The sequence below is a fragment of the Saccharothrix deserti genome, assembly GCF_009769385.1.
Classification (GTDB): domain Bacteria; phylum Actinomycetota; class Actinomycetes; order Mycobacteriales; family Pseudonocardiaceae; genus Actinosynnema; species Actinosynnema deserti.
Genome location: NZ_VKAB01000034.1, coordinates 77,568 through 99,345, shown reverse-complemented (window position 1 = coordinate 99,345; position 21,778 = coordinate 77,568). Strand labels below are relative to the sequence as shown.

Here is a 21,778-nt window from a genome sequence, read left to right as displayed (position 1 = left end):
ACCGTCGTCGATCACCGGGTCCACCTCACGGTCGTGCGCTGCCGGCCGAGGTCGATCGCGCCGTCGTCGGTGACCACGAGGCCCGCGATGTGGTCGGCCAGGTTGTCCGCGGTGACGTCGGTGCCCACCGGCATCGACGCCCCGAACACGAGCCCGATTTCCACTTCGTAGTCGAGCAGTCGGACGTGCGCGGGCTTGACCACGTCGTCGTGCGGGCCGCTGATCGACCCCGACGACTTGCGGAAGAACGTCAGCGGCACGGTGTCGGGGTTCATGCCGGCGTCGCGGACGTGGGAGACGAAATTGGTCATCTGCGCGACGACCCGGCACGGCACCGTTACCGGAGAGAGCAGCGACAGTGACGCGACGGGCACGGCATCGCCGGTTGCCCCCTCGATTGCGCGTCGGTCGGCGAGCAGTTGTGCGGTGGTTTCGGCGTCGGTGTCGATGCGGACCGCACCCTCGCGCGTGTGCACCCACCAGGCGTCGGCGGTGCGGAGGACGGACGTGCTCATGAGGTGGCTACTTTCAGCAGACCGCGCAGGCGGTTCAGGTCGAATTCGTTGTCCTCGCGCAGCGCGGCCAACAGCGCCCGCAGCTCGTGCAGCGATTCCCGGCCCGGCTTGATGCCGAGGAAGTCCTTCGTGGCGGGTGGTCCCCACTGGGCGAGGCCGGATGCGGTCATCGGCGCCCAGCCCGGTTCCAGGGTGCGGTCGAACAGGTCGCCGTCGGTGAAGTGCTCGACCAGGAACCCGTCGGGATCGCGCCAGTAGTCGAAGACCTGGCTGCCGTGGATGTGCCGGCCGATGCCCCAGGAACGGTGGTAGCCCAGGTCGAGCAGGTGCTCACCGCCCGCCGCCAACGCGTCCAGGTCGGCCACCTGGTACGCCGAGTGCACGTACCGGTTGCGCGGGCCCAGCGTCATCGCCAGCGTGTGGTGGTCGGTCAGCGCGCTACCCCGGTCGCAGCGGATGAAGCTCATCACCGGCCCGCGTTCTCGTTGCCCCGGGTGGAACAGGAAGTCGCTGACGATCAGCCCCAGGTGCTCCAGGTACCAGTCCAGGGTCGCGCGGTAGGTGGTCGTCTGGAGCACGACGTGCCCCAGGCGCTGCACCTTCGCGGGCTCGCGGGGCGGCCGCTGCGTGGTGTTGGCGCGGGCGGTGCCGTGCCCGAGGTTCAGCGTGAGCGGCTCCTGGGGCGGCAACGCGGGGAGCGGGTGCGTGTCCGTCACCACCCGTACCCGCAGCCCGCTCGGGTCCACCAGGTCGACGCCGACCCCGCCGAGGCTCTCCGGCAGCTTGGCGACCGCCGTGCCGGTGGCGTCCGCCAGGCGCAGCACGTCGTTCGCGTCGGCGGCCTGGAACGCGGGGCCGAGGAACCGGGACCGCCGACCACGACGGATCAGCACGCAGGGGCCGCCGGCGTCGGTGCCCCTGAGGTGCAGTTCGTCGGACGTGCGCAGCGACGTGGCGAAACCGAAGGCGTGGGCGAACACCTCGGCGCCGCGCAGATCGGGCTTCTCGAACTCCAACCACGCCAGGTCGTGCACCTTGACGATCGGGTTCGCCGCTCGGCCCGGGTGCTCGCCACGCAGGGCGCCCTGCTCGCTGTGCAGCCCGGCATGAGGGTCTCGGTGGTTCGTCATCGAACACTCCCTTTCAAGAACTGATGACATCATCAGTCACGAGGAGTTCGTCAGTCAAGCGGTTCGTCGCGGAGGGTGACCAACATCGCGTCAGCGGTGATTACTTCGTCACTGTTGTGATGAGATAGCTTCGAGCTGTGGCGTCATCGCAGTCCGAGAGTCCAGGCCCCGTGTCGCGTGCCGAGCGCCGCAAGGCCCTGACCCGCCAGAAGCTGATCGACGCCGCGCGTGCGTTGCTGGCGAGCGACAGGCATTCCACCGCGAGCATCCAGGACATCACCGACGCCGCGGACGTCGGTTTCGGCTCGTTCTACAACCACTTCTCCAGCAAGGCGGAGCTGTTCCAGGCGGCTGTGGCGGAGGTCCTGGAGGAACTCGGTCAGCTGCTGGACGGGTTGAGCGGTGACGTCGACGATCCCGCGGTCACGTTCGCGCAGTCGGTTCGGCTGACCGTGCGCCTGGCCGTGGCACGCCCGGAGACCGCGCAGGTGCTCGTGCGGCACGGGATGGTCTTCATCGACGCCGACGAGGGGCTCGCTCCTCGGGCGCTGCGTGACATCAAGGCCGGGGTCGCGTCCGGCCGCTTCCGGGTCGGTGATCCGCGACTCGCGCTGGCGACCACGGCCGGCGCACTGCTCGCCGTGCTCCACGTGTCGTTGGTCGACCCGGACAGCGTGACCGACTCGACCTGCGACGAGGCGGCCGAGCAGTTGCTGCGCATGCTCGGCGTTCCGCTCGACGAAGCGCGCGTGCTCGCCACCGCGCCGTTGCCGGACATCCCCGCCGTCGACCGGGTGTGACCGCCGCTGTGACACCGACGCCGTGATCGATGTTTAGAAGTTCGTTTCGGGGGTAGGGCGAGGGCACGCGGTAATGTCGAAGTCGCCCGGCGAAGCCCAGAGCTGCGAAAACTATTCGGGTCCAGCAGCGCTCGAATGACGCAACTCGTGGCCTCAGGTTTGCGAGGAGAGGCCGACATGCCCGAACGCTCCACGTCCCAAGTCACCACCACCAAACTGGACGACGGTCTCCTGCTGGTCCGCGTGTCCGGTTCCCTCGACGCTGCGTCACACCGACCCATCGCGGCCGAGCTCGACGCCCTCTTCGAGCCGCATCCCACCTCGATCGTGCTCGACCTGCGCGACGTCGACTTCATGGGATCGGCCGGCATCGCCCTGCTCATCAACGCCCGGCACCGCGCCGGCAGGCTGGGCACGCCCTTCGCCGTCGTCGCGGACAACCGCTCGGTGCTGCGGCCCTTGCAGGTCAGCCAGGTCGACGGAGCGATCGGACTGCACGCCACAGTGGACGAGGCGATCGCGGCGGTGCGTCTCGTGTCGACCTGACCCCCGCACGAGTTCGACCACCTCGCGACGGACGAACGGACGTGACCGCTAGTGGTCGCGGTGTCCGGAGGTGCGGCGTGACCACAGTGCCAGCCACACGGCTTCCGCCGCCGCGTCGGCCAGGTAAGCCTTGCTGATGCGCCCTCGGGGCACGTAGACGAGGTCGATCGCCAGCAGGGTCGCGGCGGTGGCCATCCCGATCCGCCGCGCGTCCCGCCAGTCACCGGCGTCCGCGGCCGACATCTGCGTCCAGCCGATGCCCATCAGCAGTCCGGCGGTCGTGCGCTGGAGCCACCGGTCGGTCTTCCGGCCGAACACCGCCTCGAAACTGCGGGCGTTGACCATCGGCCACAACCCGCTCACCAGGTTGAACAGACCGTGCGCGCGGCCGAGCGCTCGCCCACGCCTGTCGTACCGCCGCAGTGCCCTCATGAGATGTCCGGTACCCGGTCGGGTGCGGGTGAACCCTGTCCGACCATGCGCTCACCCTCTGATCGGGCGACTCTGATCGGGCGACGGTGGGCGAGGCAACCCCGTGCACGTGTACAACAACCTTCGAGAACGTCTCCGACCCGACGCACCTCGGGGAGGGTGACTCGGACCCCGGCAACATCGTGGCGCGCAACAACTTCACCGTGGGCTCCGGCCCGATCCTGACCGCGGGCACCGGGAAGATCACCGGCTGACGCCGTGTGCCGGGATCGGCTTCCGACCGGGCACCGGACACGGGAAGCCGGACACGGGAAGCCGATCCCGGCCTCGTCACTACCGGTCAACTGTCAGCGCAGTCACGTGAGGGAAGTTCACTCGTACGATAAGTGACCACTCGGGGGCAGCTGCGTAACGTGGAGAAGTCGCCACGATTACATAGCTCACGGGGGAGCTTTGCATGCAGCGATCTCTGGTCACCTTGGTCAACCCGAACAAGATCCAGCCGACCATCACGCCGTACGCCCTGGACATTCTCACCACATCGTTGGAGGAAGCCGGGTTCGACGTCGAAGTGGTCGACCTGAACTTCCGCAGGGACGAGTGGCAGTCAGCGTTGACCGAGTACTTCGCCGACCGCCGTCCCCTGCTGGTCGGGGTCACCGTGCGCAACACCGACACGATCTACCCGCAGGAGCAGAAGGTGTTCGTCGGCGAGCACCGCGAGATCATCGGTGAAATCCGGCGCCTGACCGACGCGCCGCTGGTCGTGGGCGGTGTCGGGTTTTCGTCGATGCCCTTCGCGCTCGTCGACTACTTCGACGTGGACTACGGCGTCAAAGGTCCTGGCGAGCTGATCATCTGCCAACTCGCGGAGGCGTTGCGGACGGGCCGTTCACCGCTGACCATTCCCGGCCTGATCGTCAACGAGGGCGGCGGCAGGGTCACCAGGGTGCCGACGTCCCCGGAACAGCTGCCGTCCCTGCTGGCCCACGCCGGGCACGGGGAGAGCCGGAGCTGGCAGGTGAACCGCAGCACCGCCTACACCAGGCGTTCCGGCGTCGAGTTCAAAGTGGACAACCTGGCCTACTACCACCACGGCGGGCTGGGCAACATCCTCACCAAGAACGGGTGTCCGTTCGCCTGTGCGCACTGCGTCGAACCCGACGCCAAGGGCAGCGGCTTCGCGCGCCGCGACGTGCACGCGGTGGTGGACGAGATGGAGGCGCTGACCGCGCAGGGCGTGCACGACCTGCACAGCACCGACAGCGAGTTCAACCTGGCCATCGCCAACAGCAAGGCGGTCCTGCGGGAGATCGTCCGCCGCAAGGACTCCGACGCCTCGTCCCCGCTGCACTCGTTGCGGCTGTGGATCTACTCCCAGCCCGCGCCCTTCGACGAGGAGTTCGCCGACCTGCTGGCCGCGGCGGGGTGCGTCGGGGTCAACGTCGCGCCCGACCACGTGCGGGAAGACTTGCTGGACGGCTGGAAGGTGACCGCGAAGGGCACCCGCTACTACACGTTCGACGACACCGTTCGGGTGGTCGAACTGGCCCGCCAACGCGGCATGATGACCATGGTCGAGGTGCTGCTCGGCATGCCGGGTGAAACCACCGAGACGCTGCGCCAGTGCATCGACCGGACCATGGCGCTGGACGCCACGGTGGTCGGGTTCACGCTGGGGCTCCGGCTGTTCCCGTACTCGCCGCTGGGCATGGATTTCGCGCAGCGGTGCTCCGGCGAGCGCACGGTGCCCGGCCTGCAGTCGAACACGGCCACCGAGCCGATCGTGCTCAAGACGATCGACCAGTGCGCCGACGTGGTGGAGTACGAGCGCCAGTTCCTGTTCGAGCCCTCCGGCCGGTTCCGGCCGCTGTACTACTTCTCGCCCCTGCTGCCCGAGGACCCGGAAACGATTGCGCGACCGGACGGGCGGTGGCTGAACACCCTGCGATTCATGTGGGACTACATCCCCGAGCGGGACTACCCGAGGGTGATGCTGCCGACCGCGCCGGGCTTGAGCAGGCACGACAACAACTACGCCGACAACCCGTTCCTGACCAGCCTGGTGCAGTTGGGCTACCGGGGCGCGTTCTGGTCCCGTTGGCGGGACCGCGACCGGATCCTGGAGGAGGCCAGGGCCAAGGGCATCGCCGTGCCGGTCGGGGCCTGAAGCCCTGGGTCACTGCACGGCGACCCGCACGCCCAGCGCGATCAGGGTCGCCCCGAGCAGGCCCTCCTGCACCTGCCGCGCCTTCGGTGAGTCCAACCACCGCCGCACCCGTCCCAGGCCGACGGCGACCAGCCCCAATCCGGTGAGGCTGAACAGCACGGCGATCACGGCGAGGCCGACCGCGATCGGCACGGCCCGGCCCGGCTGGTCGACGGGCACGAACTGGGGCAGCGCGGCCAGGAAGAACAGGGTGGCCTTCGGGTTGGTCAGGTTGGTCATCAGCCCCTGCACCACGGGAGCGCGCCGACCGAACCGGCCGGCGCCTCCCTCCTCCACCGGCGGCGGCTCGACCGGCCTGCGCGCCGCCCACAACGACCGCAGCCCCAGCAGCACGAGGAGCACCGCACCCGCCAGCCGGACCAGGTCGAACGCGTACCGGCTGCGGAGCAGGAGGTTCGCCAGGCCGACCGCGACGACGACCGCGTGCACGAACAGCCCCGCCGCGCAGCCCACCGACGTCCACAGCCCCGCCCTGGTGCCGCCGCGCAGCGCGTTGCGCACCACGACCGCTGTGTCCAGTCCGGGAGTGATCGTGATCAGCAGGCACAGCCCGAGGTAGGACAGCAGCACCGACGTCATGGCGCCATCTTCCCGACCACGGCCGGCTGCGGCCACATGACGTGCCGACCCCGTGACGAGTTCATGCCGTTCTTCCTGCACCCCCGCGCCGACGACGAGAAGGTGGCGGAGCTGAAGCGGGCCCTCGCCGAGACCGGCGCCCGTCCCGCTACGACCGTGACAGCGACAGCTCGGACGGCACGTAGGGCGACTCGGTCGAGTGCTTCGTGCCGTCGCGCAACACCTTCCGCCACACCCGCATCGCGTCGAGGATCACGATGATCACCAGCAGCGCGAACGCGGCCGCGAGGACACCGTCCACGGTCGAGTTGGTGATGACGGCCTGCATCTGCTCCGGGGTTTTCGCGGGTGCCAAGAGCTTCCCCTGCTCCAGAGCGTCGGCGTACTTCTCGCGCTGGGCGAAGAAACCGAGCTTCGGGTCGCTGCTGAACACCTTCTGCCAGCTCGCGGTCAGCGTCACGGCCACGTCCCACGCCAGCGGGACGCCGGTGACCCACGCCCAGCGCACCCTCCCGCTCTTGATGATCAGCGTGGTGCACACGGTGAGCGCGATGGCCGCGAGGAGCTGGTTGGCGATGCCGAACAACGGGAACAGCTGGTTGATCCCACCCAACGGGTCGCTCACGCCCGCGTACAGGAAGTAGCCCCACGCCAGCACCACCGCCGCGCTGGTGATCCACAGACCCGGCCGCCACGACACCCTGGCGAACGGCTTCCACACGTTGCCCAGGCCGTCCTGGAGCATGAACCGGCCGACGCGGGTCCCGGCGTCCACCGTCGTGAGGATGAACAGCGCCTCGAACATGATCGCGAAGTGGTACCAGAACGCCTTCATCGCGTCACCGCCGAGCAGGTCGGAGAAGATCTCCGACATCCCGACGGCGAACGTCGGCGCGCCACCGGTCCGCGCCACCAGCGTGGACTCCTGCACCGCCGCCGCCGCGGCCTGCAACTCCTGCGGTGTGATGGCGAACCCGAGTTGGCCGACCGCCGCGGACGCCGACTCCACCGTCGTACCGACCACGCCGGCGGGTGCGTTCATCGCGAAGTAGATGCCCGGGTCCAGCAGGCTCGCCGCGATCAGCGCCATCACGGCCACGAACGACTCCGCGAGCATCGCGCCGTACCCGATGAGCCGGACCTGCGACTCCTTCTGGATCAGCTTCGGCGTGGTGCCGGACGCGATCAGCGAGTGGAACCCCGACAGGGCGCCGCACGCGATGGTGATGAACACGAACGGGAACAGCGAGCCCGCGAACACCGGGCCGTTGCCGTTGAACGCGAAATCGGTGAACGCGTCGTTGCGCAGCACCGGTGCGGTGACCAGGACCCCAACCGCGAGCAGCACGATCGTGCCGATCTTCATGAACGTCGACAGGTAGTCGCGCGGCGCGAGCAGCATCCACACCGGGAGCACGGAAGCGAGGAAGCCGTAGCCCACCAGCCACAGCACCAGCGTCTTCGGTTCGAGCGTGAACGTGCCCGCCCAGCTCGACGTCTGCACCCAACCGCCCGCCACGATGGCCGCCAGCAGCAGCACGACGCCGATCACGCTGGTCTCCGCCACCCGGCCGGGCCGGATGACCCGCATGTAGAAGCCCATGAACAACGCGATGGGGATGGTCATCGCGATCGAGAACGTGCCCCACGGCGACTTCGCCAGCGCGTTCACCACGACCAGCGCCAGCACCGCGAGCAGGATGATCATGATCGCGAAGACGCCGATCAGCGCCGCCGCGCCGCCGATCGGCCCGATCTCCTCGCGCGCCATCTGGCCGAGGCTCTTCCCGTCCCGCCGCATCGAGAAGAACAGCGTGACCATGTCCTGCACGGCCCCGGCGAAGATCACGCCGACGATGATCCAGATCGTGCCCGGCAGGTACCCCATCTGCGCGGCGAGCACCGGTCCCACCAACGGCCCGGCGCCCGCGATGGCGGCGAAGTGGTGTCCGAACAGGACACGGCGGTCGGTCGGCTGGAAGTCCACGCCGTCGTCGAGCCGTTCCGCGGGCGTGGCGCGGGTGTCGTCGACCCGGAGCACGCGCTTGGCGATGAACCTGGCGTAGAAGCGGTAGGCGATGGCGTAGGAGCCGAGTGCGGCGGCGACGAGCCAGACGGCGGAGACGGTCTCCCCCCTGGACAGCGCCAGCACCGCCCAGGCGACGGCGCCGACACCCGCGACGGCGGTCCACACCAGGACCGACCGCAACCGTGTTGCGTTCATGGATCTCCTTGTCAGAGCTGAAAAAGGCACGCGGAAGTCCGCCCGGCCGCGCTGGAGGCGCACGGTCGGTTGTGGGTGGTGCGAGTCAGGCGTTCAGCGGTGGCAGCCTGCCGAGGCACGCCCGCAGGCCGGCGTCGGGCGGGAGGTCCGTGGTGAACCACCGCAGCGGACCGGCACGTCGACAACTGACCGCGACGTCACGCTTGGCCAGGTGCGCCCACGCCGTGGGGTGCGCGTAGACGATGTTGTGCGGCAACGCGTCGACGGGCCGGAAGCGGCGGGGGAGACGGCCGCGGCGCAGCGCCCGCACGGAGAACTCCCCCGAGTCGGCGCAGCACAGACCCGTCACGTGCCAGTCGACCACCACGACCTCGTCGGGGCGGAGCGCGTTGCGCGCCAAGGCGTCCAGCCGGAACGTCACCTCGCCCCCGGCTTCGCGAGGCGCAGCGCGACGCCCAGGAACAGGGCCGTGAGCAGCAGGCACCCGAACTGGTACCAGTAGAAGAACGGCACGCCCGCCAGCCGCGGCGCGACCCTGGCGGGAGGCGCGGGACACGGGTGCGGTGACGATCGCCGACGTCGTGCGCGTCCGGTACGACTCGCCCGGCCTGGCTCTCGCGGTCGCGCTCACCGGCATCCTGGTGACGATGCCGTACGTCGCGCTGCAGCTGTTGGGCATCCGCACGGTGCTGACAGTGCTCGGCGTCTACCCGGCGGGCGTGGTGGGCGACGTGATCCTCGGCGTGGTGTTCGCGGTGCTGGCCGTGGCGACCTACCGCAACGGCATCCGCGCGGCGGCGGTGATCGCCTTCCTCAAGGGCGTGCTGGTGTTCGCCGCGATCGTGGTGATCGTGGTGCTGCTCGGTGACCCGGCGGACGTCTTCGCGCGGGCGGAACGGCGCGCGACCGGACCGCCGGACGTCGTGTCGGCCGGCGTGGACGGCGGCGTGATCACCACCCACCTCGACCCCGGCCTGTCCACTGTGTACGTGACGCTGGCGATCGGGTCGGCGCTGGCGCTGTTGATGTACCCGCACGTGCTGACCGGGGCGTTCGCCGCGCGTGACGAGCAGGTGCTGCGCCGCAACTCCGTCGCGCTGCTCGGCTGGACTGCGCTGCTGGGCCTGTTCGCGCTACTCGGTGTCGCCGCTCACGCACTCGGCGTCGTCACCGCGCGGGGGCAGGCGGAACTGGCGGTGCCGATGCTGATCGAGGGGCTGATGCCCGGCTGGGCGGCCGGGCTGGTGTTCGGCGCCCTGGCCATCGGCGCGCTGGTGCCGGCGTCGATCATGTCGGTCGCCGCCGCGATGCTGTTCACCCGCAACGTCTACGTCGAGTACGTCAACCCGAACAGCACGCCCAAGCAGCAGACCACGATCGCGCGGTTCGTGTCGCTGCTGGTCAAGCTGGGCGCGCTCGGGTTCGTCCTGGTGCTGGCGGCCCAGGACACGATCAACCTCCAGTTGCTGGGCGGGGTGTGGGTGCTGCAGACGTTCCCCGCCGTGGCGCTCGGGCCGCTGCGCCGGCTGACCTCGCCTGGTCTGCTCGCCGGCTGGGCCGCCGGGATGCTCGCGGGCACCCTGCTGGTGACCTCGGGCGGGTTCTCGGCCGTGGTCGTCATCGGTGGTGTCCAGGTGTACGCGGCGGTGGTCGCCCTGGTGATCAACCTGGCCGTCGCGTTCGCGGTGAGCGCCGCCCTGACGCTGTCGTCACCGGACCGGGCCGGTGACTGACGAGGGGCCGGACACCGTCGAGACGCTCGCCGCCCGTGACGCCGACCGGGAGGCGGCGCTCGCCGACCTGTTCCAGCGGCACCACCTCGACCTGGTCCGGCTGGCGACGCTGCTGGGCGCGGAGTCCGACGCCGAGGACGTGGTCGGGGACGCGTTCTGTGAGCTGCACCGCGGCTGGAAGCGGCTGCGGTCGCCGGACGCGGCGCTACCCTACCTGCGTGCGGTCATCGTGAACCTGGTTCGCATGCGGGTCCGCCACCTGCAGGTCGTCCGCAAGCACGTCGAGTGGGTGCGCGAGGACGACGTGGCTTCGGCGGAGTCGCAGGCACTCGTGCGCGATGACCAGCGGGCACTGGTGGCCGCGTTGCGCGGGCTGGCGGCCCGGCAGCGCGAGGCGCTGGTGCTGCGGTACTGGTTGGGGTTGAAGGAGGCCGAGATCGCGGAGGCGATGGGCATCAGCGCCGGCGCGGTGAAGGCCCACACCGCGCGGGGCATGGCGAAACTGGGCAAGGTGCTGGAGGCGCAAGGTGACGGCTAGCGAACAGCGGATCGAGGAAGCGCTGCGCACCATGGCGTCCGGCGTGCGGACCTCGCCCGACGCGTTCCTCCAGGTCCAGAGCCGGTGGCGGCGCCGGGAACGACGCCGGCGGCTCGTCGTCGCCGCGCTGGCCACCGCCGTGATCGTCGCCGCGGACGGCATCGCCCTGTGGGCGCTCAGCGACGCGCCACCCGAGCAGCACATCATCTTCAACGATCCTACCGCCCGGTAACTCCGCTGTCCCGGATGGACCCGCGGTCACAGGGGCACGTGGGCCGGCCTGTGCGTGATGCCCTCGATGTCGGCCGTCGCGGCGTCGAGGAGTCGGTGCGCCAGGTCCGACAGCGCCCTCGCGCTGGCGAGTTCGTCCCCGATCTCCGGGACGTTGGTGTCGGCCGGGTTCAGCCTCGCGGTACCGACGCCCACGAGGTGGGTGTCGTCGTCCCCGGTGCGCAGACGCGCCGTGGCCCTCGTCTTCTCTTCGTGTTCGTCGATGGTGACGTCAACGCGCCACTGCTTGGTCGTGTTCATCGGTTCCTCCGTTCGGGTCTCACGGTCACGGTAACGCCTGTGGTCGGCCGTCGCCGGGGGGCCGATCCTGACCGGTGAACGTCGGGGTACGACGCCCTGCTGCCGCCGTTGGGTGGAGGCGCGGACCACCGGTCGCCACAGCCCGAGCGGACGGTTCCGGCACAGCGGCCTTCACCAGGCGATAGCAGAGTCCTCGCACACCGGGGTGATCGACTCCCGTGGCACGGCGTCAGCCCGATCAGCTCTGTGGCGGTTACCGCAAAAGTGCGTCGGAGAACGACCGGTCGCGCGCCTACGCTCGGCGTCCACTGATCATCAGGATCTGGACGAGGTGCGGCACCGTGCACGACCGACGCCCCGGGACGGGCCGTTGGCCGAGGACCTCACGCGCGTGCTCCCCGCCTCGCCCGAACGGCGTGTGCGGTTCTGGGCCGTGGTGTTGCCGGCCGTGCTGCTCGCCGCGTACGAATTGGAAGCGGGACGTCACCGTCCTGCCCGCATTCGCATCGAGGTGCACCGGAGCATGAGCAGCGTATTTCCCGACCTGGACGACGAATCGGCCGACGACGCCCTGACGGTCCTGGGCGACGTGAGGTCCTGGCAGCTCACCGAGGTCCGGTGGGCGACCGTGGCCGACGTGCTGGCCGCGCTGGCCGGCGCGGTGGAACGCGGTGATGTCGAGGGTCTCCGGGTCGCGACGATCGAGCTCGAGCTGGCGTCGCCGACGCGCATCACGCGGATCGGTGCGGAACCCGCGGTACCACCACCTCCGCCGGTGCTGGAGATCGTCAATTCGCTCGTCCGCCGCCTCGTGGCGGAAGACGGGCAGGCGCGCGACGCGGAGCGGTCCGATGAGCGACGCGCCGACTGACCAGGAGCTGGTCGGACACCTGTTCGCGCCGCTGGCGGACCCGCCCGACCCGGTGGTGGAGGCCGGCCTGCGCGCGATCTGGGCGCGCTGCCGTGACCTGGGCGCGGTGCACCCGATCGCGGCGACGGGGCTGCCGGCCGACCTGCCGGAGAACCTGAGGTCGGCGCGGCCCGACCAGGCGGTCGCCGCGCTGGAGAACGGCACGGCCGACGTGCAGGTGGTGCTGCGCCAGTCGCACGACGTGCTGAACCTGTCGCTGGTGCTCGCGGTGCCCGGTGACACGAGGGCGCGGCGGTTGCGCGGCGGTTCGGCGGTGCCGCCGGGGTGGGTCGAGTTCGACCGGATCTGGCGTGAGGTGGTCGGCCGGGACGCCGACGGGTGGCTCGGCGCGGTGCGGGCCTTCCAGGGCAAGCTCAGCCAGGGCATGCCCAGCCAAGGCGAGCTCAGCCAAGGCGAGCTCAGCCAGGGCGAGCACCGGCCGGCTGTGGACCATGCCGTCCTCGCCGCGTTGCCGGACGGGCTGGGCGATCGGGTCCGGTGGCTCGCATCGGAGTCGCCCGCCGCGCACCTGTCGGTGTGGGACCCGGAAGGCGATCACGGCACGGACCGGGCCTTGGTCGTGTTGGCGCCCGCCGATCGCGACCGGGAACTGAGCGCGTGGACGTGGAGCAGAGGCACGGCCGAGATGCCGCCACTGGCCCGCTACCTCATGCACGCCGCCAAACTCCGCTACTCGGTCGAGGTGTGGCGCCGTGATCTCGCGTCCCTGGAACGGCTGCGCACCGCGGTGGACGACCAGGTCGATCGGGCCCGCGCCGACCCCGTGGCGGCGGGCGGACTGCACCGAGGACAGGTGGACATCGCCGCGGCGATGTCGGCGCTGCGCCGGCTGCGCCAGGTCTCGGAGATCGCCCGGACGAACATGGCCGCCGTGCTCGACGAGCCGCTGCACGGTGACCGGGGACTGGCCGAGTGGTTCGACCGCCAGCTCGACCACACCCTCACGCAGCTGGCCGAGAGCAGCCGCTTGGCGCAGGAGGTGCGGGAACTGACGCCGGCGGTCACCCGCGTCGGCACCACGCGTCGGGGCACGCCACCGAACCGGCGCGCGCGCCGTCCCATCCGGATGGGATTCATGCTCGACATCGTCGGTTACGGCGGTCGGGACTCGCCGGCGAAGGAAAGCCTCCAGGAACGGCTCGCCACCGTGGTGCGGCTCGTGCTGACCGACATGGGCGTGGCGCTGTCCGAGACCGAGCGCCAGGGCACGGGGGACGGGGTCCTGGTGTTCCTGCCCGAAGGGCTCGACGTCCAGCGCGCGCTGCCCGTGCTGCTGCGGTCCACCGCCGAGCGGCTCGCCCACGACAACAGGGTGTTCCAGGACCGGATGCGAGTGCGCATGGCCGCCGACGTGGGGCCGGTGGGCTTGGCCGAACTCGGGTTCGGCGGGGCGACGGTGACGAACACGGGCCGGTTGCTGGACAGCAAGCCGCTGCGCCGGTGGGTCGCCGACAACCCCGACCGCGACCTCGCGGTGGCCCTGTCGGACCCGCTGCACTCGTTCGTGGTCGCCGAAGGCGTCCCCGGCCTGCCCCGGGAGCAGTTCACCCGCGTCACCGTCCGGGCGAAGGAACTGGTGACCACCGCCTGGCTGTGGACGGGCTGACCGGCGATCAACACGGCTAAGGACCGGTGTGGATGTGGGCCGCCCAGATCTCGGGGTGGTCGGGTAGGCGGTCGCGGAGTCGGCGCGTCGCCAGGTGTACGGCGGTTGCCGCGCTGTCGGCGCCGTGTTCGGTCACCACGGCGTAGAAGTCCCGGGCGAACCGGGAGGTGAAGGCGTCGCGCACCGGCCACAGCGTGGCCACCACGTGCCGGTAGCCCGCGAGCTGGAACGCCGACGCCAGGTGGATCGCCTCGTCCGGCAGCACCGACCCGACCGTGGCCGTGGAGCACGCCGACAGGTGCGCGAGGTCGGCGTCCAGCCTCAGCCGGGCGATGTCGGTGACGGTCAGCGGTGCTTCGTCGGCCAGCAGCAGTCGGCTTTCCGACGGGTGCGCGGTGTCGGTGAAGGCGTGGCACGCGAAGTGCGCCCAGCCGTATCGGGTGATCTGCGCCAGCACCTCGGCTCGGCGGGCGTCGCGCAGCACCGTCGTCGCGGGGAGGATGTCCTCCAGGAGCGCCACTTCCCGTTCCACGCCCGGCAGCGGGGGCACTCCCTCGGCCCTGGGCACCGCCACCACGAGAGTGTCGGTGCCGGGGGAGGTGCCGGCTCGGCGGGCGTGCAGCAGGGCGCGGATCGTGGACGTGCCGGAGGACACCACCCGGTCCAGCACGCCGTGGCCGTCGCGGCCTGCCGCGTGCAGGGGCAGGAACGCGAGCGATCCCGTGGGGCACCACCAGACCCGTTGCGACGGGTTGTCGGGCAGGTGGTCCAGCACCGGTTTCGCGACCGCGTCCCACAGCCACCCGAGGATGTCGGTCACGTCCTCGCCGTCCTCGCCGTCCTCGCCGTCCGCGACGGCCGCGAGGAACTCGCGCGCGTTGCGTTCCACGACGTCCGGCGTGACGCCGGGCAGTGGCACCACCTCGATGCCGTCCGGGCGCACGATCAGCGCGTCCGACCGGATGTGGCTGATCGAGAACACCACGACCGGGCCGCGTTCGGCGGCGGACAGCAGTTCGGCGACCTGAGGCTGCCCCAGAAAGCCTTGCTGTCCGGGGATTTCCCTGACCTGGGCGACCAGTTCCTCCCACCGCCGGGCCAGCCGGTGGTGGTCGTCGCCCACCGCGGCGCCCTCGGCTGTCCACGTGGCCAGGGTGTCGCGCAGCGATAGCAGTTCACGCGCCAGGTCGGGGTGTTCGGCGTGCAGGTCCTCGAAGTCGTCGCGGTTCTCCAGCGACTGCGCGAAGAGCGTGCCGCGGCCGTACTCGATCAGCGCCAGCGCCTGCTCCGGGCTCCCCGCCTGCAACGCGACCGCGCCCGCGTCCCGGACGGTCGCGGTGCGTTCGGCGAGCCGCAGCTCCTGGTCGCCTCGGGTCAGCCGCCGTGAGACCAGCATCGGGAACAACCCGATCGCCCGCCCGTAGGCGTCGGCGGCCTCGGCCCACCGCTGCTCCGCCGTGCACTCCTCCGCGACCATGACCAGCATCCCGGCCCGGTCGAGCGGTGACTGGTCGGGCAGTGCGGCGGCCTCCGCCACCAGCCGCCGGGATTCGACCAGCGCCGCCTGGTCACGGGTGTGGTGGTGCACCCGGCTCAACACGTGGGACAGCGCGAACAGCAGCATCGGGCGGTGCGGGTGGTCGTGGCGCAGGCCGTGCAACGCCTCGCGGGCCACTGCCGCCGCCTCCCGCGCCACCGCCGGATCCCTGGTGGCGTCGTAGTACGTCGACAGGATGAGGGAGGCCTTGCCGAGGAGGAACGGCCGGTCCGGGTCCAGGCGCGGGCCGTTTGCGACGAACACCCGGATCAGCGTGACGGCCTCCTCCAGGCTCGCCAGGTCCGCGGACTGCTTGTACCGCATGCTGAGGCTTGCCGCGAGGGCGAGCGCGAGGGTGAACCGCTGGCGCGGCGGGGTGTTCTCGGCGGCGTACGCCCGGCGGGACAGCTCGATGGACCGGTCGACGACGGCGGGGTGCTCCTCGGGCGGGAACCGGGCGTTCAACAGCTCGGACAGGTTGTGCAGGCGGCTCGCGTACTGCGGATCGGCCGGGTCGGTCATGGCGATCGCGCGCTCGTGCAGGCCGATCGCCTCATCCGCCGCACGGGTGTCGCCGGTCTCCGCGAAGCGCGCGACGAGGCCCGCGGCCAGGTTGTTGAGCCTGCTCATCTCGGCCTCGCCCTCGTCCTGGACGGACCTCATCAGCTGGAACGCCTCCTCGCGCACCGCCTCGTCCCGCTCCAGGTCGAAGAGGTTGTGCAGCGCACCCGCCAGATTCGCGACCAACTGCACGCGCGCGTTGTTGCCCGAGGTGTGGACCAGGGCACGCCGCCACGCCGCGATCGCCGCGCGGAGGTCACCGGGGTCGGCGTGCAGCTGGTAGCGCAGGACGAGCGCCAGCCCCAGGCTGCCCAGCGGGCCCCGTTTGTCGGACTCCTCCGCGATGTCGAGGATTACCGCCCGGTACCGCGCGATGGCCTCGTCGAGCGAGGCCTCGTCCTCGGTGGCCTCGAACCGGTCGAGCAGTGCCCTGGCCTCGTCGATCCGGTCGTCGCGCAACGACTCCCGCCGTTTCGCGGCGACCGAGTCGAGCATCCCGGTGAGCCGGGCACGCATCGGGTCGTGGTCCGGCAGGTGTTCGGCCTCGAACCGCACCACGGTCTCGAACTCGGTGTAGGCCTCCTCGTCGCCGTGGTACTGCGCCGAGTTGATCCGTGCGACGGCGAACAGTCTCAGGCACTTCTCGCGCAACGGGTGTCGGGGCGAGATCTCGGTGAGCGTGAACCGCATCAGTGCGGCCACCACGTCGAGCACCGGTCTGTCCACAGTAGACTCGTCAAGTGTGCTGTCCGCCAGGGCGACCCAGCCCACCGGGTCGTCGTCGATAGCCGCCAAGAACCAGTCCGGCGCGTTGTCGACGCGGTCTGTGACCGCTGCCCGCGCACGTTCTCCCCGCACCGCACCAGTTGTACCGCAATCACCGTCCCGAACGGGGGAAACGCGGCGGACCGCCTCGACCGGGAACGGCGGCACAGCACCGACAGCCGATCAATGGGTGGCCCTACTGCCGCCGTTGGGTCGAGGCGCGGACCACCAGTTCGGGTGTGAACAGGACCTGGCTGTGTTCGTGGTTCGGGTTGCCGGCCTCGTCCAGGAGGAACTTCGCCGCGGTGCGGCCCAGGTCGAGGCGGGGTTGCCGAACCGAGGTCAGGGGCACCGCCGCCGCGGCGGCGAAGTCGATGTCGTCGTAGCCGACGATGGCCAGGTCGGTCGGCACGCGGATCCGGAGGCCGACGCACGTCTGGAGCAGACCGAGCGCGAGCAGGTCGTTGGCGCAGAACGCCGCGGTCGGGCGGGTCGCCGCGGGAAGGCCCGCCAGGCGTTCGCCCGCGTTGCGGCCCTCCGCCACGCTGAGCGCCGACGTCCTCAGGTCGACCAGGGCGTCCGGGGCCATGCCCGCTTCGGTCACGGCCTTGAGGGCGCCGAGCCGCCGGTCGCGGACCTGGCCGAGGGTGTCCGGACCCCCGATGTAGGCGATGCGCTCGTGTCCCGCCTCGATGAGGTGCTGGACGGCGAGCGCTCCGCCGAGCACGTCGTCGACCGCCACCGTGCAGTGGGTGTTCCCACCGCGGTTGCGGTCGACGATGACCACCGGGGTTCCCCGCTGGGGCAGCTCGTCCAGGATGGCCGCGTCCGGGTCGATGGGCGTGATCAGGATGCCCTGGACGCGCTGCTGTTCGAGCCGGTTGAGGTAGGTCGACTCGCGACTGACCCGGTTGTCGCTGTTGCAGCTGAACAGCGACACGTCGGCCGCGTCGGCGGCCTCCTCGATGCCGCGGGCGACGTCGATGAAGAACGGGTTGGACGCGTCGAGCATCACGTACGCGACGGTGTTGCTGCGCCCGCTGCGGAGCTGGCGCGCGAACTCGTTGGGCACGAACCCGAGATCGGCCATCGCGGTCTCGACCCTGGCCTTCGTCCGGTGGCTCACCCGTTCCGGGTGGTTCAGCACGTTGGACACGGTGCCCACCGACACCCCGGCGCGTTCGGCGACGTCCTTGATGCCCGCAGGCTTCGACCCGCCTGTGGGCCGCGGTGCTTCCGGGGGGTTCGACTTCGCGGTGGTCATGCGCCCGTCCTTGATTGAAACGTGTAATCAAGTGAGTCCGGAGCGTGCGCGTAAGTCCCCCGAGCGCGTGTTCGCCGGTTCTCGTCCGGCCAGTGTAGACGGAAGTTGACCAGCCTTTTTCGTGTGACATCCGTTGACGGTGAATGTTCCGTCGGCGTAACGTTCAGCCAGCTGAACTTGAAACCTTTCAATTGGAGGTGCCGCATGGCGGGGGACGACGCCGTTCCGCTGCTGGCCGTCCGCGACGTCACCAAGTCGTTCGGCGCCGTTGCCGCCGTCGCTGGTGTGTCGTTCGCACTGCACGGCGGCGAGGCGCACGCGCTGGTCGGCGAGAACGGTGCGGGCAAGTCGACCATCGTCAAGATGCTGGCCGGCGTGCACCGCCCGGACTCCGGTGCGATCGAGATGGACGGCGCGCCGCTGGTGCTGGGCAGCCCGGCCGACGCGCGTGCCGCGGGCATCGCGATCATCTACCAGGAGCCGACGCTGTTCCCGGACCTGTCGGTCGCGGAGAACATCTTCATGGGCCGTCAGCCGCTCGGGCGGCTGCGCCGGATCGACAAGGCGGCGATGAAGGCGGAGGCCGAGGAGCTGTTCGGCCGCCTGGGCGTGCACCTCGATCCGGACCGCCCCGCGCGCGGCCTGTCGATCGCCGACCAGCAGTTGGTCGAGATCGCCAAGGCGCTGTCGGTCGACGCCCGCGTGCTCGTCATGGACGAACCCACCGCGGCGCTGTCGGGCGTCGAGGTCGAGCGGCTGTTCGCGGTCGCCCGGACCCTGTGCGCGCAGGGCGCGGCGGTGCTGTTCATCTCGCACCGCTTCGACGAGGTGTTCTCGCTCTGCGAGCGGATCACCGTGATGCGGGACGGCCGCTGGGTCTCCACCGACCCGACCGCCGACCTGACCGTCGACCAGGTGGTGCGGCGGATGGTCGGACGTGATGTCTCGGCGCTGTTCCCCAAGGAGGAGGTCGAGCCGGGGGAGGTCGTGCTCGACGTCCGCGGCCTGACGCGCCACGGCGTGTTCTCCGACGTCACCTTCTCGGTGCGCCGCGGTGAGATCGTCGCGCTCGCCGGCCTCGTGGGCGCCGGGCGCAGTGAAGTGGTCAGGGCGATCTTCGGCATCGACCGCCTCGACGAGGGCGAGGTGCACGTGGACGGCGAGCGGCTGCCCGCCGGGTCGCCCGCCGCGGCGATGAACGCCGGGCTCGCGCTGGTGCCGGAGGACCGCCGCCAGCAGGGACTGGTGATGGAGCTGTCCATCGAGCGCAACGCCACCCTCACCCGGCTGGGCGCGCTGGCGCGCGTCGGACTGCTGTCCGGGCGGGCCGAGCGGCGTGCCGCGCGCGAGTGGACCAAGAGGTTGCAGGTGAAGTACGGGCTCCTGGCCGACGCGGTCGGCACCCTGTCGGGCGGCAACCAGCAGAAGGTCGTGCTGGCCAAGTGGCTGGCGACCGAGCCGAAGGTGCTGATCGTCGACGAGCCGACCAGGGGCATCGACGTGGGCACGAAGGCGGAGGTGCACCGGCTCATGTCCCGGTTGGCGGGTCAGGGCATGGCCGTGGTGATGGTGTCCTCGGAGCTGCCCGAGGTGCTCGGCATGGCCGACCGCGTGCTGGTCATGCACGAGGGGCGCGTCACCGCCGAACTCAGCCGCGCCGAGGCCAACGAGGAGACGGTGATGTTCGCGGCGACCGGGCAGAACGGAACGGCGGCATGAAGACTTCCGAGAAGCACGCCGGCGCGCAACGCGCCGACCGGTCCGACGTGGACGGGCAACGGCCGGACAGGCGCACCGGTCTCGGCCGGCGCATCCTGGTGGCCAGGGAACTGGGCATCGTCGTCGCGCTGCTCCTGCTGGTGGCGGTGACCACGGTGACCAACCCGGCGTTCCTGTCCGCGCAGAGCATCCGCGACGTGTTGTTGGGCGCCTCGATCCTGGTCATCCTGGCGGTCGGGCAGACGGTCGTGATCGTCTCCCGCAACATCGACCTGTCGGTGGGTGCGGTCCTGGGACTGGTGGCGTTCGCGACGGGCAAGCTGTTCGGCGCGGCGCCCGGCACACCGATCCTCGTCGCGGTGCTCGTCGGGATCGCGCTCGGCGCGGCGTGCGGTGTGGTCAACGGTGTGCTCGTCGCGGCGGCCAGGGTGCCGGCGCTGGTGATCACCCTGGGCACCCTGTACGTGTTCCGCGGCATCGACCACTCGTGGGCCAAGGGCGAGCAGATCAACGCCGCCGACATGCCGTCCGGATTCCTGCGGCTGGGCACGTCGACGCTGCTGGGCATCCCGCTGCTGGCGGTCATCGCGCTGGCCGTGGTGCTCCTGGTCGGCGCGTACCTGCAGTCCTACCGCTCGGGACGGGAGCTGTACGCGATCGGTTCCGAGCCGAACGCGGCCCGCCTGTCGGGCATCCCGGTGGGGCGGCGGGTGTTCATCGCCTTCGTGGTGAGCGGCGGTATGGCCGGGTTGGCGGGCGTGCTGTACGCGGCGCGGTTCGGCACCCTCGACGCCACGGTCGGCACCGGGATCGAGTTGCAGGTCGTCGCGGCGGCCGTGGTCGGCGGCGTGGCGATCTTCGGCGGCAGCGGCAGCGTGTACGGCGCCGCGGTCGGCGCGGTGCTGCTGACCACGATCGGCAGCTCGCTGGCCGTGCTGCGGATCAACCCGTTCTGGCAGCAGGCCGTCGTGGGCGGCCTGATCCTCGCCGCCATCGGGCTCGAGCGGCTGCTGGCGGCACGGGCGGCCAACCGTTTGCGAGGGAGGACTTCCCATGGCGCATGACACGCTGTACGCACACCCGGAAGCACCTGCTCCGGAGCCGGGCGCACGCCGGGCCGGCGCGCTGTGGCGAGCGTTGTTCACCCGGTGGGACACCTGGGTGGTCATCGTCCTGGCGGTCGTCGTGGTGGGCGCCGGAGCGTCCGTCGACGGGTTCGCAGGCCCCCGCAACACCCAGTTCCTGCTGATGGACATCGTGGCGATCGCGCTGATCGCGCTGCCGATGACGCTCATCGTGATCACCGGCGAGATCGACCTGTCGGTCGCGAGCACGCTGGGCCTGTGCAGCGCCGTGATGGGCCAACTGTGGGTGGCGGGACTGCCCCTGGAGCTCATCGTCGTGCTCGTGGTCGTGCTGGGCGCGGTCCTGGGCGTGGTGAACGGCGTGTTCGTGACGAAGTTCGGACTGCCCTCGCTCGCCGTCACCATCGGCACGCTCGCCGCGTACCGGGGGCTGTCGTTCGTGGTGCTGGGTGACCAGGCGGTCGCCGACTTCCCCCGGCAGTGGACGGATGCCGCGTCGAGCACCATCGGCGGCAGCCCGGTGCCCTGGTCGGTGTTGATCGCCGTGGTGTTGGCCGTGGCCTTCGCCGTGGTGCTGCACTGGACCCCGTTCGGCCGGTCGCTGTACGCGATGGGCAACAACGCCGAGGCGGCGACGTTCGCCGGCGTCTCGGTGAACAGGGCCAAGTTCTGGCTGTTCGTGGCTTCCGGCGCGGTCGCGGGACTGGCGGGCGTCTACTGGACGCTGCGCTACGCCAGCGCCCGCGCGGACAACGGCTCCGGGCTCGAACTGGCGGTGGTCGCCGCCGTCCTGCTCGGTGGTGTGTCCATCTTCGGTGGACGCGGGACGTTGCTCGGCGTACTGGCCGGTGTGCTGCTGTTGGGCAGCCTGCGCAACGCCCTCCAACTGGCCGACGTCCCGGCGGACACGCTGAACGTCGTGACCGGTGCTCTTCTGATCACCTCGGTGGTCGTACCGAACGTCGTGGGAATGGCCCGCTCGTGGCTCCGTCAACGACGACATCAACGGGGATGACCAAGCCCCGTCGACTCCACGCGTGCCGCCTGTTCTC

Annotated in this window: 20 protein-coding genes and 2 pseudogenes; 12 read left to right on the top strand and 10 right to left on the bottom strand. The window is 70.7% G+C overall.

From position 1 onward, the window contains the following. Positions 1–11: 11 nt before the first annotated feature. On the bottom strand, positions 12–515 hold the full coding sequence (locus tag FM051_RS38970; protein WP_158852146.1) for a fumarylacetoacetate hydrolase family protein: 504 nt from the start codon (positions 513–515) through the stop codon (positions 12–14). Beyond that, positions 512–1,645 carry a VOC family protein gene (locus FM051_RS38965; protein WP_158852145.1) on the bottom strand — a complete coding sequence of 378 codons (1,134 nt, stop codon included), beginning with the start codon at positions 1,643–1,645 and terminating at the stop codon, positions 512–514. Before FM051_RS38965 ends, FM051_RS38970 begins: the two co-directional genes overlap by 4 nt. A gap of 170 nt (positions 1,646–1,815) precedes the next feature. Between FM051_RS38965 and FM051_RS38960 the strand changes: the two genes are divergently transcribed. After that, positions 1,816–2,445, top strand: coding sequence for a TetR/AcrR family transcriptional regulator (locus tag FM051_RS38960; RefSeq protein ID WP_238412963.1), 630 nt, complete (start codon positions 1,816–1,818; stop codon positions 2,443–2,445). Between the two features lie 177 nt (positions 2,446–2,622). Next, positions 2,623–2,991 carry an STAS domain-containing protein gene (locus FM051_RS38955; RefSeq protein WP_158852143.1) on the top strand — a complete coding sequence of 123 codons (369 nt, stop codon included), beginning with the start codon at positions 2,623–2,625 and terminating at the stop codon, positions 2,989–2,991. Between the two features lie 48 nt (positions 2,992–3,039). Here the strand turns inward: FM051_RS38955 and FM051_RS38950 are convergent, their stop codons facing one another. Then, complete coding sequence (locus FM051_RS38950) at positions 3,040–3,423, bottom strand: hypothetical protein (protein WP_158852142.1); 384 nt, start codon at positions 3,421–3,423, stop codon at positions 3,040–3,042. 86 nt (positions 3,424–3,509) lie between these two features. On the opposite strand from FM051_RS38950, the gene FM051_RS50910 reads away from it, so the two are divergent. Then, on the top strand, positions 3,510–3,677 hold the full coding sequence (locus FM051_RS50910; RefSeq protein ID WP_202919240.1) for a hypothetical protein: 168 nt from the start codon (positions 3,510–3,512) through the stop codon (positions 3,675–3,677). Positions 3,678–3,880: 203 nt separating this feature from the next. Then, the gene (gene tsrT, locus FM051_RS38940) at positions 3,881–5,593 is read left to right on the top strand and encodes a tryptophan 2-C-methyltransferase (protein WP_158852141.1); all 1,713 of its coding nucleotides are present in this window, start codon (positions 3,881–3,883) and stop codon (positions 5,591–5,593) included. Between the two features lie 9 nt (positions 5,594–5,602). On the opposite strand, the gene FM051_RS38935 is transcribed toward tsrT, so the two are convergent. The 4 genes and pseudogenes from FM051_RS38935 to FM051_RS38920 form a co-directional block, all read right to left on the bottom strand. After that, positions 5,603–6,232, bottom strand: coding sequence for a LysE family translocator (locus FM051_RS38935; protein ID WP_158852140.1), 630 nt, complete (start codon positions 6,230–6,232; stop codon positions 5,603–5,605). 148 nt (positions 6,233–6,380) lie between these two features. After that, a complete protein-coding gene (locus FM051_RS38930; RefSeq protein WP_158852139.1) occupies positions 6,381–8,456 on the bottom strand; it encodes a carbon starvation CstA family protein in 2,076 nt (691 codons plus the stop codon). Positions 8,457–8,541: 85 nt separating this feature from the next. Next, positions 8,542–8,877, bottom strand: coding sequence for a hypothetical protein (locus FM051_RS38925; protein ID WP_158852138.1), 336 nt, complete (start codon positions 8,875–8,877; stop codon positions 8,542–8,544). Beyond that, positions 8,874–8,984: pseudogene (locus tag FM051_RS38920) on the bottom strand (DUF3311 domain-containing protein); the annotation flags it as partial. The gene FM051_RS38925 and the pseudogene FM051_RS38920, both read right to left, overlap by 4 nt. 32 nt (positions 8,985–9,016) lie before the next feature. Here FM051_RS38920 and FM051_RS38915 point away from each other — a divergent pair. The 3 genes and pseudogenes from FM051_RS38915 to FM051_RS38905 form a co-directional block, all read left to right on the top strand. Continuing rightward, positions 9,017–10,189: pseudogene (locus tag FM051_RS38915) on the top strand (sodium:solute symporter family protein); the annotation flags it as partial. Continuing rightward, positions 10,182–10,727: an RNA polymerase sigma factor gene (locus tag FM051_RS38910; protein WP_158852135.1), complete on the top strand. Its 546-nt coding sequence runs from the start codon at positions 10,182–10,184 to the stop codon at positions 10,725–10,727. The pseudogene FM051_RS38915 and the gene FM051_RS38910, both read left to right, overlap by 8 nt. Continuing rightward, on the top strand, positions 10,717–10,959 hold the full coding sequence (locus tag FM051_RS38905) for a hypothetical protein (protein WP_158852134.1): 243 nt from the start codon (positions 10,717–10,719) through the stop codon (positions 10,957–10,959). The genes FM051_RS38910 and FM051_RS38905 overlap by 11 nt, the downstream gene beginning before the upstream one ends. Positions 10,960–10,985: 26 nt before the next feature. Here the strand turns inward: FM051_RS38905 and FM051_RS38900 are convergent, their stop codons facing one another. Then, the gene (locus tag FM051_RS38900; RefSeq protein WP_158852133.1) at positions 10,986–11,258 is read right to left on the bottom strand and encodes a DUF1876 domain-containing protein; all 273 of its coding nucleotides are present in this window, start codon (positions 11,256–11,258) and stop codon (positions 10,986–10,988) included. Positions 11,259–11,706: 448 nt separating this feature from the next. Here FM051_RS38900 and FM051_RS38895 point away from each other — a divergent pair, with 448 nt between their 5' ends. Both FM051_RS38895 and FM051_RS38890 read left to right on the top strand, forming a co-directional pair. Then, positions 11,707–12,129, top strand: a complete 423-nt coding sequence (locus FM051_RS38895) for a CATRA system-associated protein (RefSeq protein ID WP_158852132.1) — start codon at positions 11,707–11,709, stop codon at positions 12,127–12,129. Then, the gene (locus tag FM051_RS38890) at positions 12,110–13,795 is read left to right on the top strand and encodes a CATRA conflict system CASPASE/TPR repeat-associated protein (RefSeq protein ID WP_158852131.1); all 1,686 of its coding nucleotides are present in this window, start codon (positions 12,110–12,112) and stop codon (positions 13,793–13,795) included. The genes FM051_RS38895 and FM051_RS38890 overlap by 20 nt, the downstream gene beginning before the upstream one ends. A 16-nt stretch (positions 13,796–13,811) precedes the next feature. Here FM051_RS38890 and FM051_RS38885 read toward each other — a convergent pair whose 3' ends face one another. Then, positions 13,812–16,751: a CHAT domain-containing protein gene (locus tag FM051_RS38885; RefSeq protein ID WP_158852130.1), complete on the bottom strand. Its 2,940-nt coding sequence runs from the start codon at positions 16,749–16,751 to the stop codon at positions 13,812–13,814. Positions 16,752–16,854: 103 nt separating this feature from the next. Next, positions 16,855–17,922, bottom strand: coding sequence for a LacI family DNA-binding transcriptional regulator (locus FM051_RS38880; protein ID WP_158852129.1), 1,068 nt, complete (start codon positions 17,920–17,922; stop codon positions 16,855–16,857). Between the two features lie 204 nt (positions 17,923–18,126). On the opposite strand from FM051_RS38880, the gene FM051_RS38875 reads away from it, so the two are divergent. Genes FM051_RS38875 through FM051_RS38865 form a run of 3 tightly spaced genes read left to right on the top strand, consistent with a single transcriptional unit; the run spans position 18,127 to position 21,741 of the window. Continuing rightward, entirely contained in the window at positions 18,127–19,641 is a 1,515-nt protein-coding gene (locus FM051_RS38875; RefSeq protein ID WP_158852128.1) for a sugar ABC transporter ATP-binding protein, read from the top strand. Continuing rightward, a complete protein-coding gene (locus FM051_RS38870; RefSeq protein WP_158852127.1) occupies positions 19,638–20,705 on the top strand; it encodes an ABC transporter permease in 1,068 nt (355 codons plus the stop codon). The genes FM051_RS38875 and FM051_RS38870 overlap by 4 nt, the downstream gene beginning before the upstream one ends. Next, positions 20,695–21,741: an ABC transporter permease gene (locus tag FM051_RS38865; protein ID WP_158852126.1), complete on the top strand. Its 1,047-nt coding sequence runs from the start codon at positions 20,695–20,697 to the stop codon at positions 21,739–21,741. Before FM051_RS38870 ends, FM051_RS38865 begins: the two co-directional genes overlap by 11 nt. Positions 21,742–21,778 lie beyond the last annotated feature (37 nt).

What these genes read in the sequence shown, in the direction of transcription:
- FM051_RS38930 (WP_158852139.1), bottom strand. Translation starts at nt 8,456, where the DNA reads ATGAACGCAACACGGTTGCGGTCGGTCCTGGTGTGGACCGCCGTCGCG.
- FM051_RS38955 (WP_158852143.1), top strand. Translation starts at nt 2,623, where the DNA reads ATGCCCGAACGCTCCACGTCCCAAGTCACCACCACCAAACTGGACGAC.
- FM051_RS38890 (WP_158852131.1), top strand. Translation starts at nt 12,110, where the DNA reads ATGAGCGACGCGCCGACTGACCAGGAGCTGGTCGGACACCTGTTCGCG.
- FM051_RS38880 (WP_158852129.1), bottom strand. Translation starts at nt 17,922, where the DNA reads ATGACCACCGCGAAGTCGAACCCCCCGGAAGCACCGCGGCCCACAGGC.
- FM051_RS38870 (WP_158852127.1), top strand. Translation starts at nt 19,638, where the DNA reads ATGAAGACTTCCGAGAAGCACGCCGGCGCGCAACGCGCCGACCGGTCC.
- FM051_RS38970 (WP_158852146.1), bottom strand. Translation starts at nt 515, where the DNA reads ATGAGCACGTCCGTCCTCCGCACCGCCGACGCCTGGTGGGTGCACACG.
- tsrT (WP_158852141.1), top strand. Translation starts at nt 3,881, where the DNA reads ATGCAGCGATCTCTGGTCACCTTGGTCAACCCGAACAAGATCCAGCCG.
- FM051_RS38950 (WP_158852142.1), bottom strand. Translation starts at nt 3,423, where the DNA reads ATGAGGGCACTGCGGCGGTACGACAGGCGTGGGCGAGCGCTCGGCCGC.
- FM051_RS38875 (WP_158852128.1), top strand. Translation starts at nt 18,127, where the DNA reads ATGGCGGGGGACGACGCCGTTCCGCTGCTGGCCGTCCGCGACGTCACC.
- FM051_RS38935 (WP_158852140.1), bottom strand. Translation starts at nt 6,232, where the DNA reads ATGACGTCGGTGCTGCTGTCCTACCTCGGGCTGTGCCTGCTGATCACG.
- FM051_RS38865 (WP_158852126.1), top strand. Translation starts at nt 20,695, where the DNA reads ATGGCGCATGACACGCTGTACGCACACCCGGAAGCACCTGCTCCGGAG.
- FM051_RS38965 (WP_158852145.1), bottom strand. Translation starts at nt 1,645, where the DNA reads ATGACGAACCACCGAGACCCTCATGCCGGGCTGCACAGCGAGCAGGGC.
- FM051_RS38900 (WP_158852133.1), bottom strand. Translation starts at nt 11,258, where the DNA reads ATGAACACGACCAAGCAGTGGCGCGTTGACGTCACCATCGACGAACAC.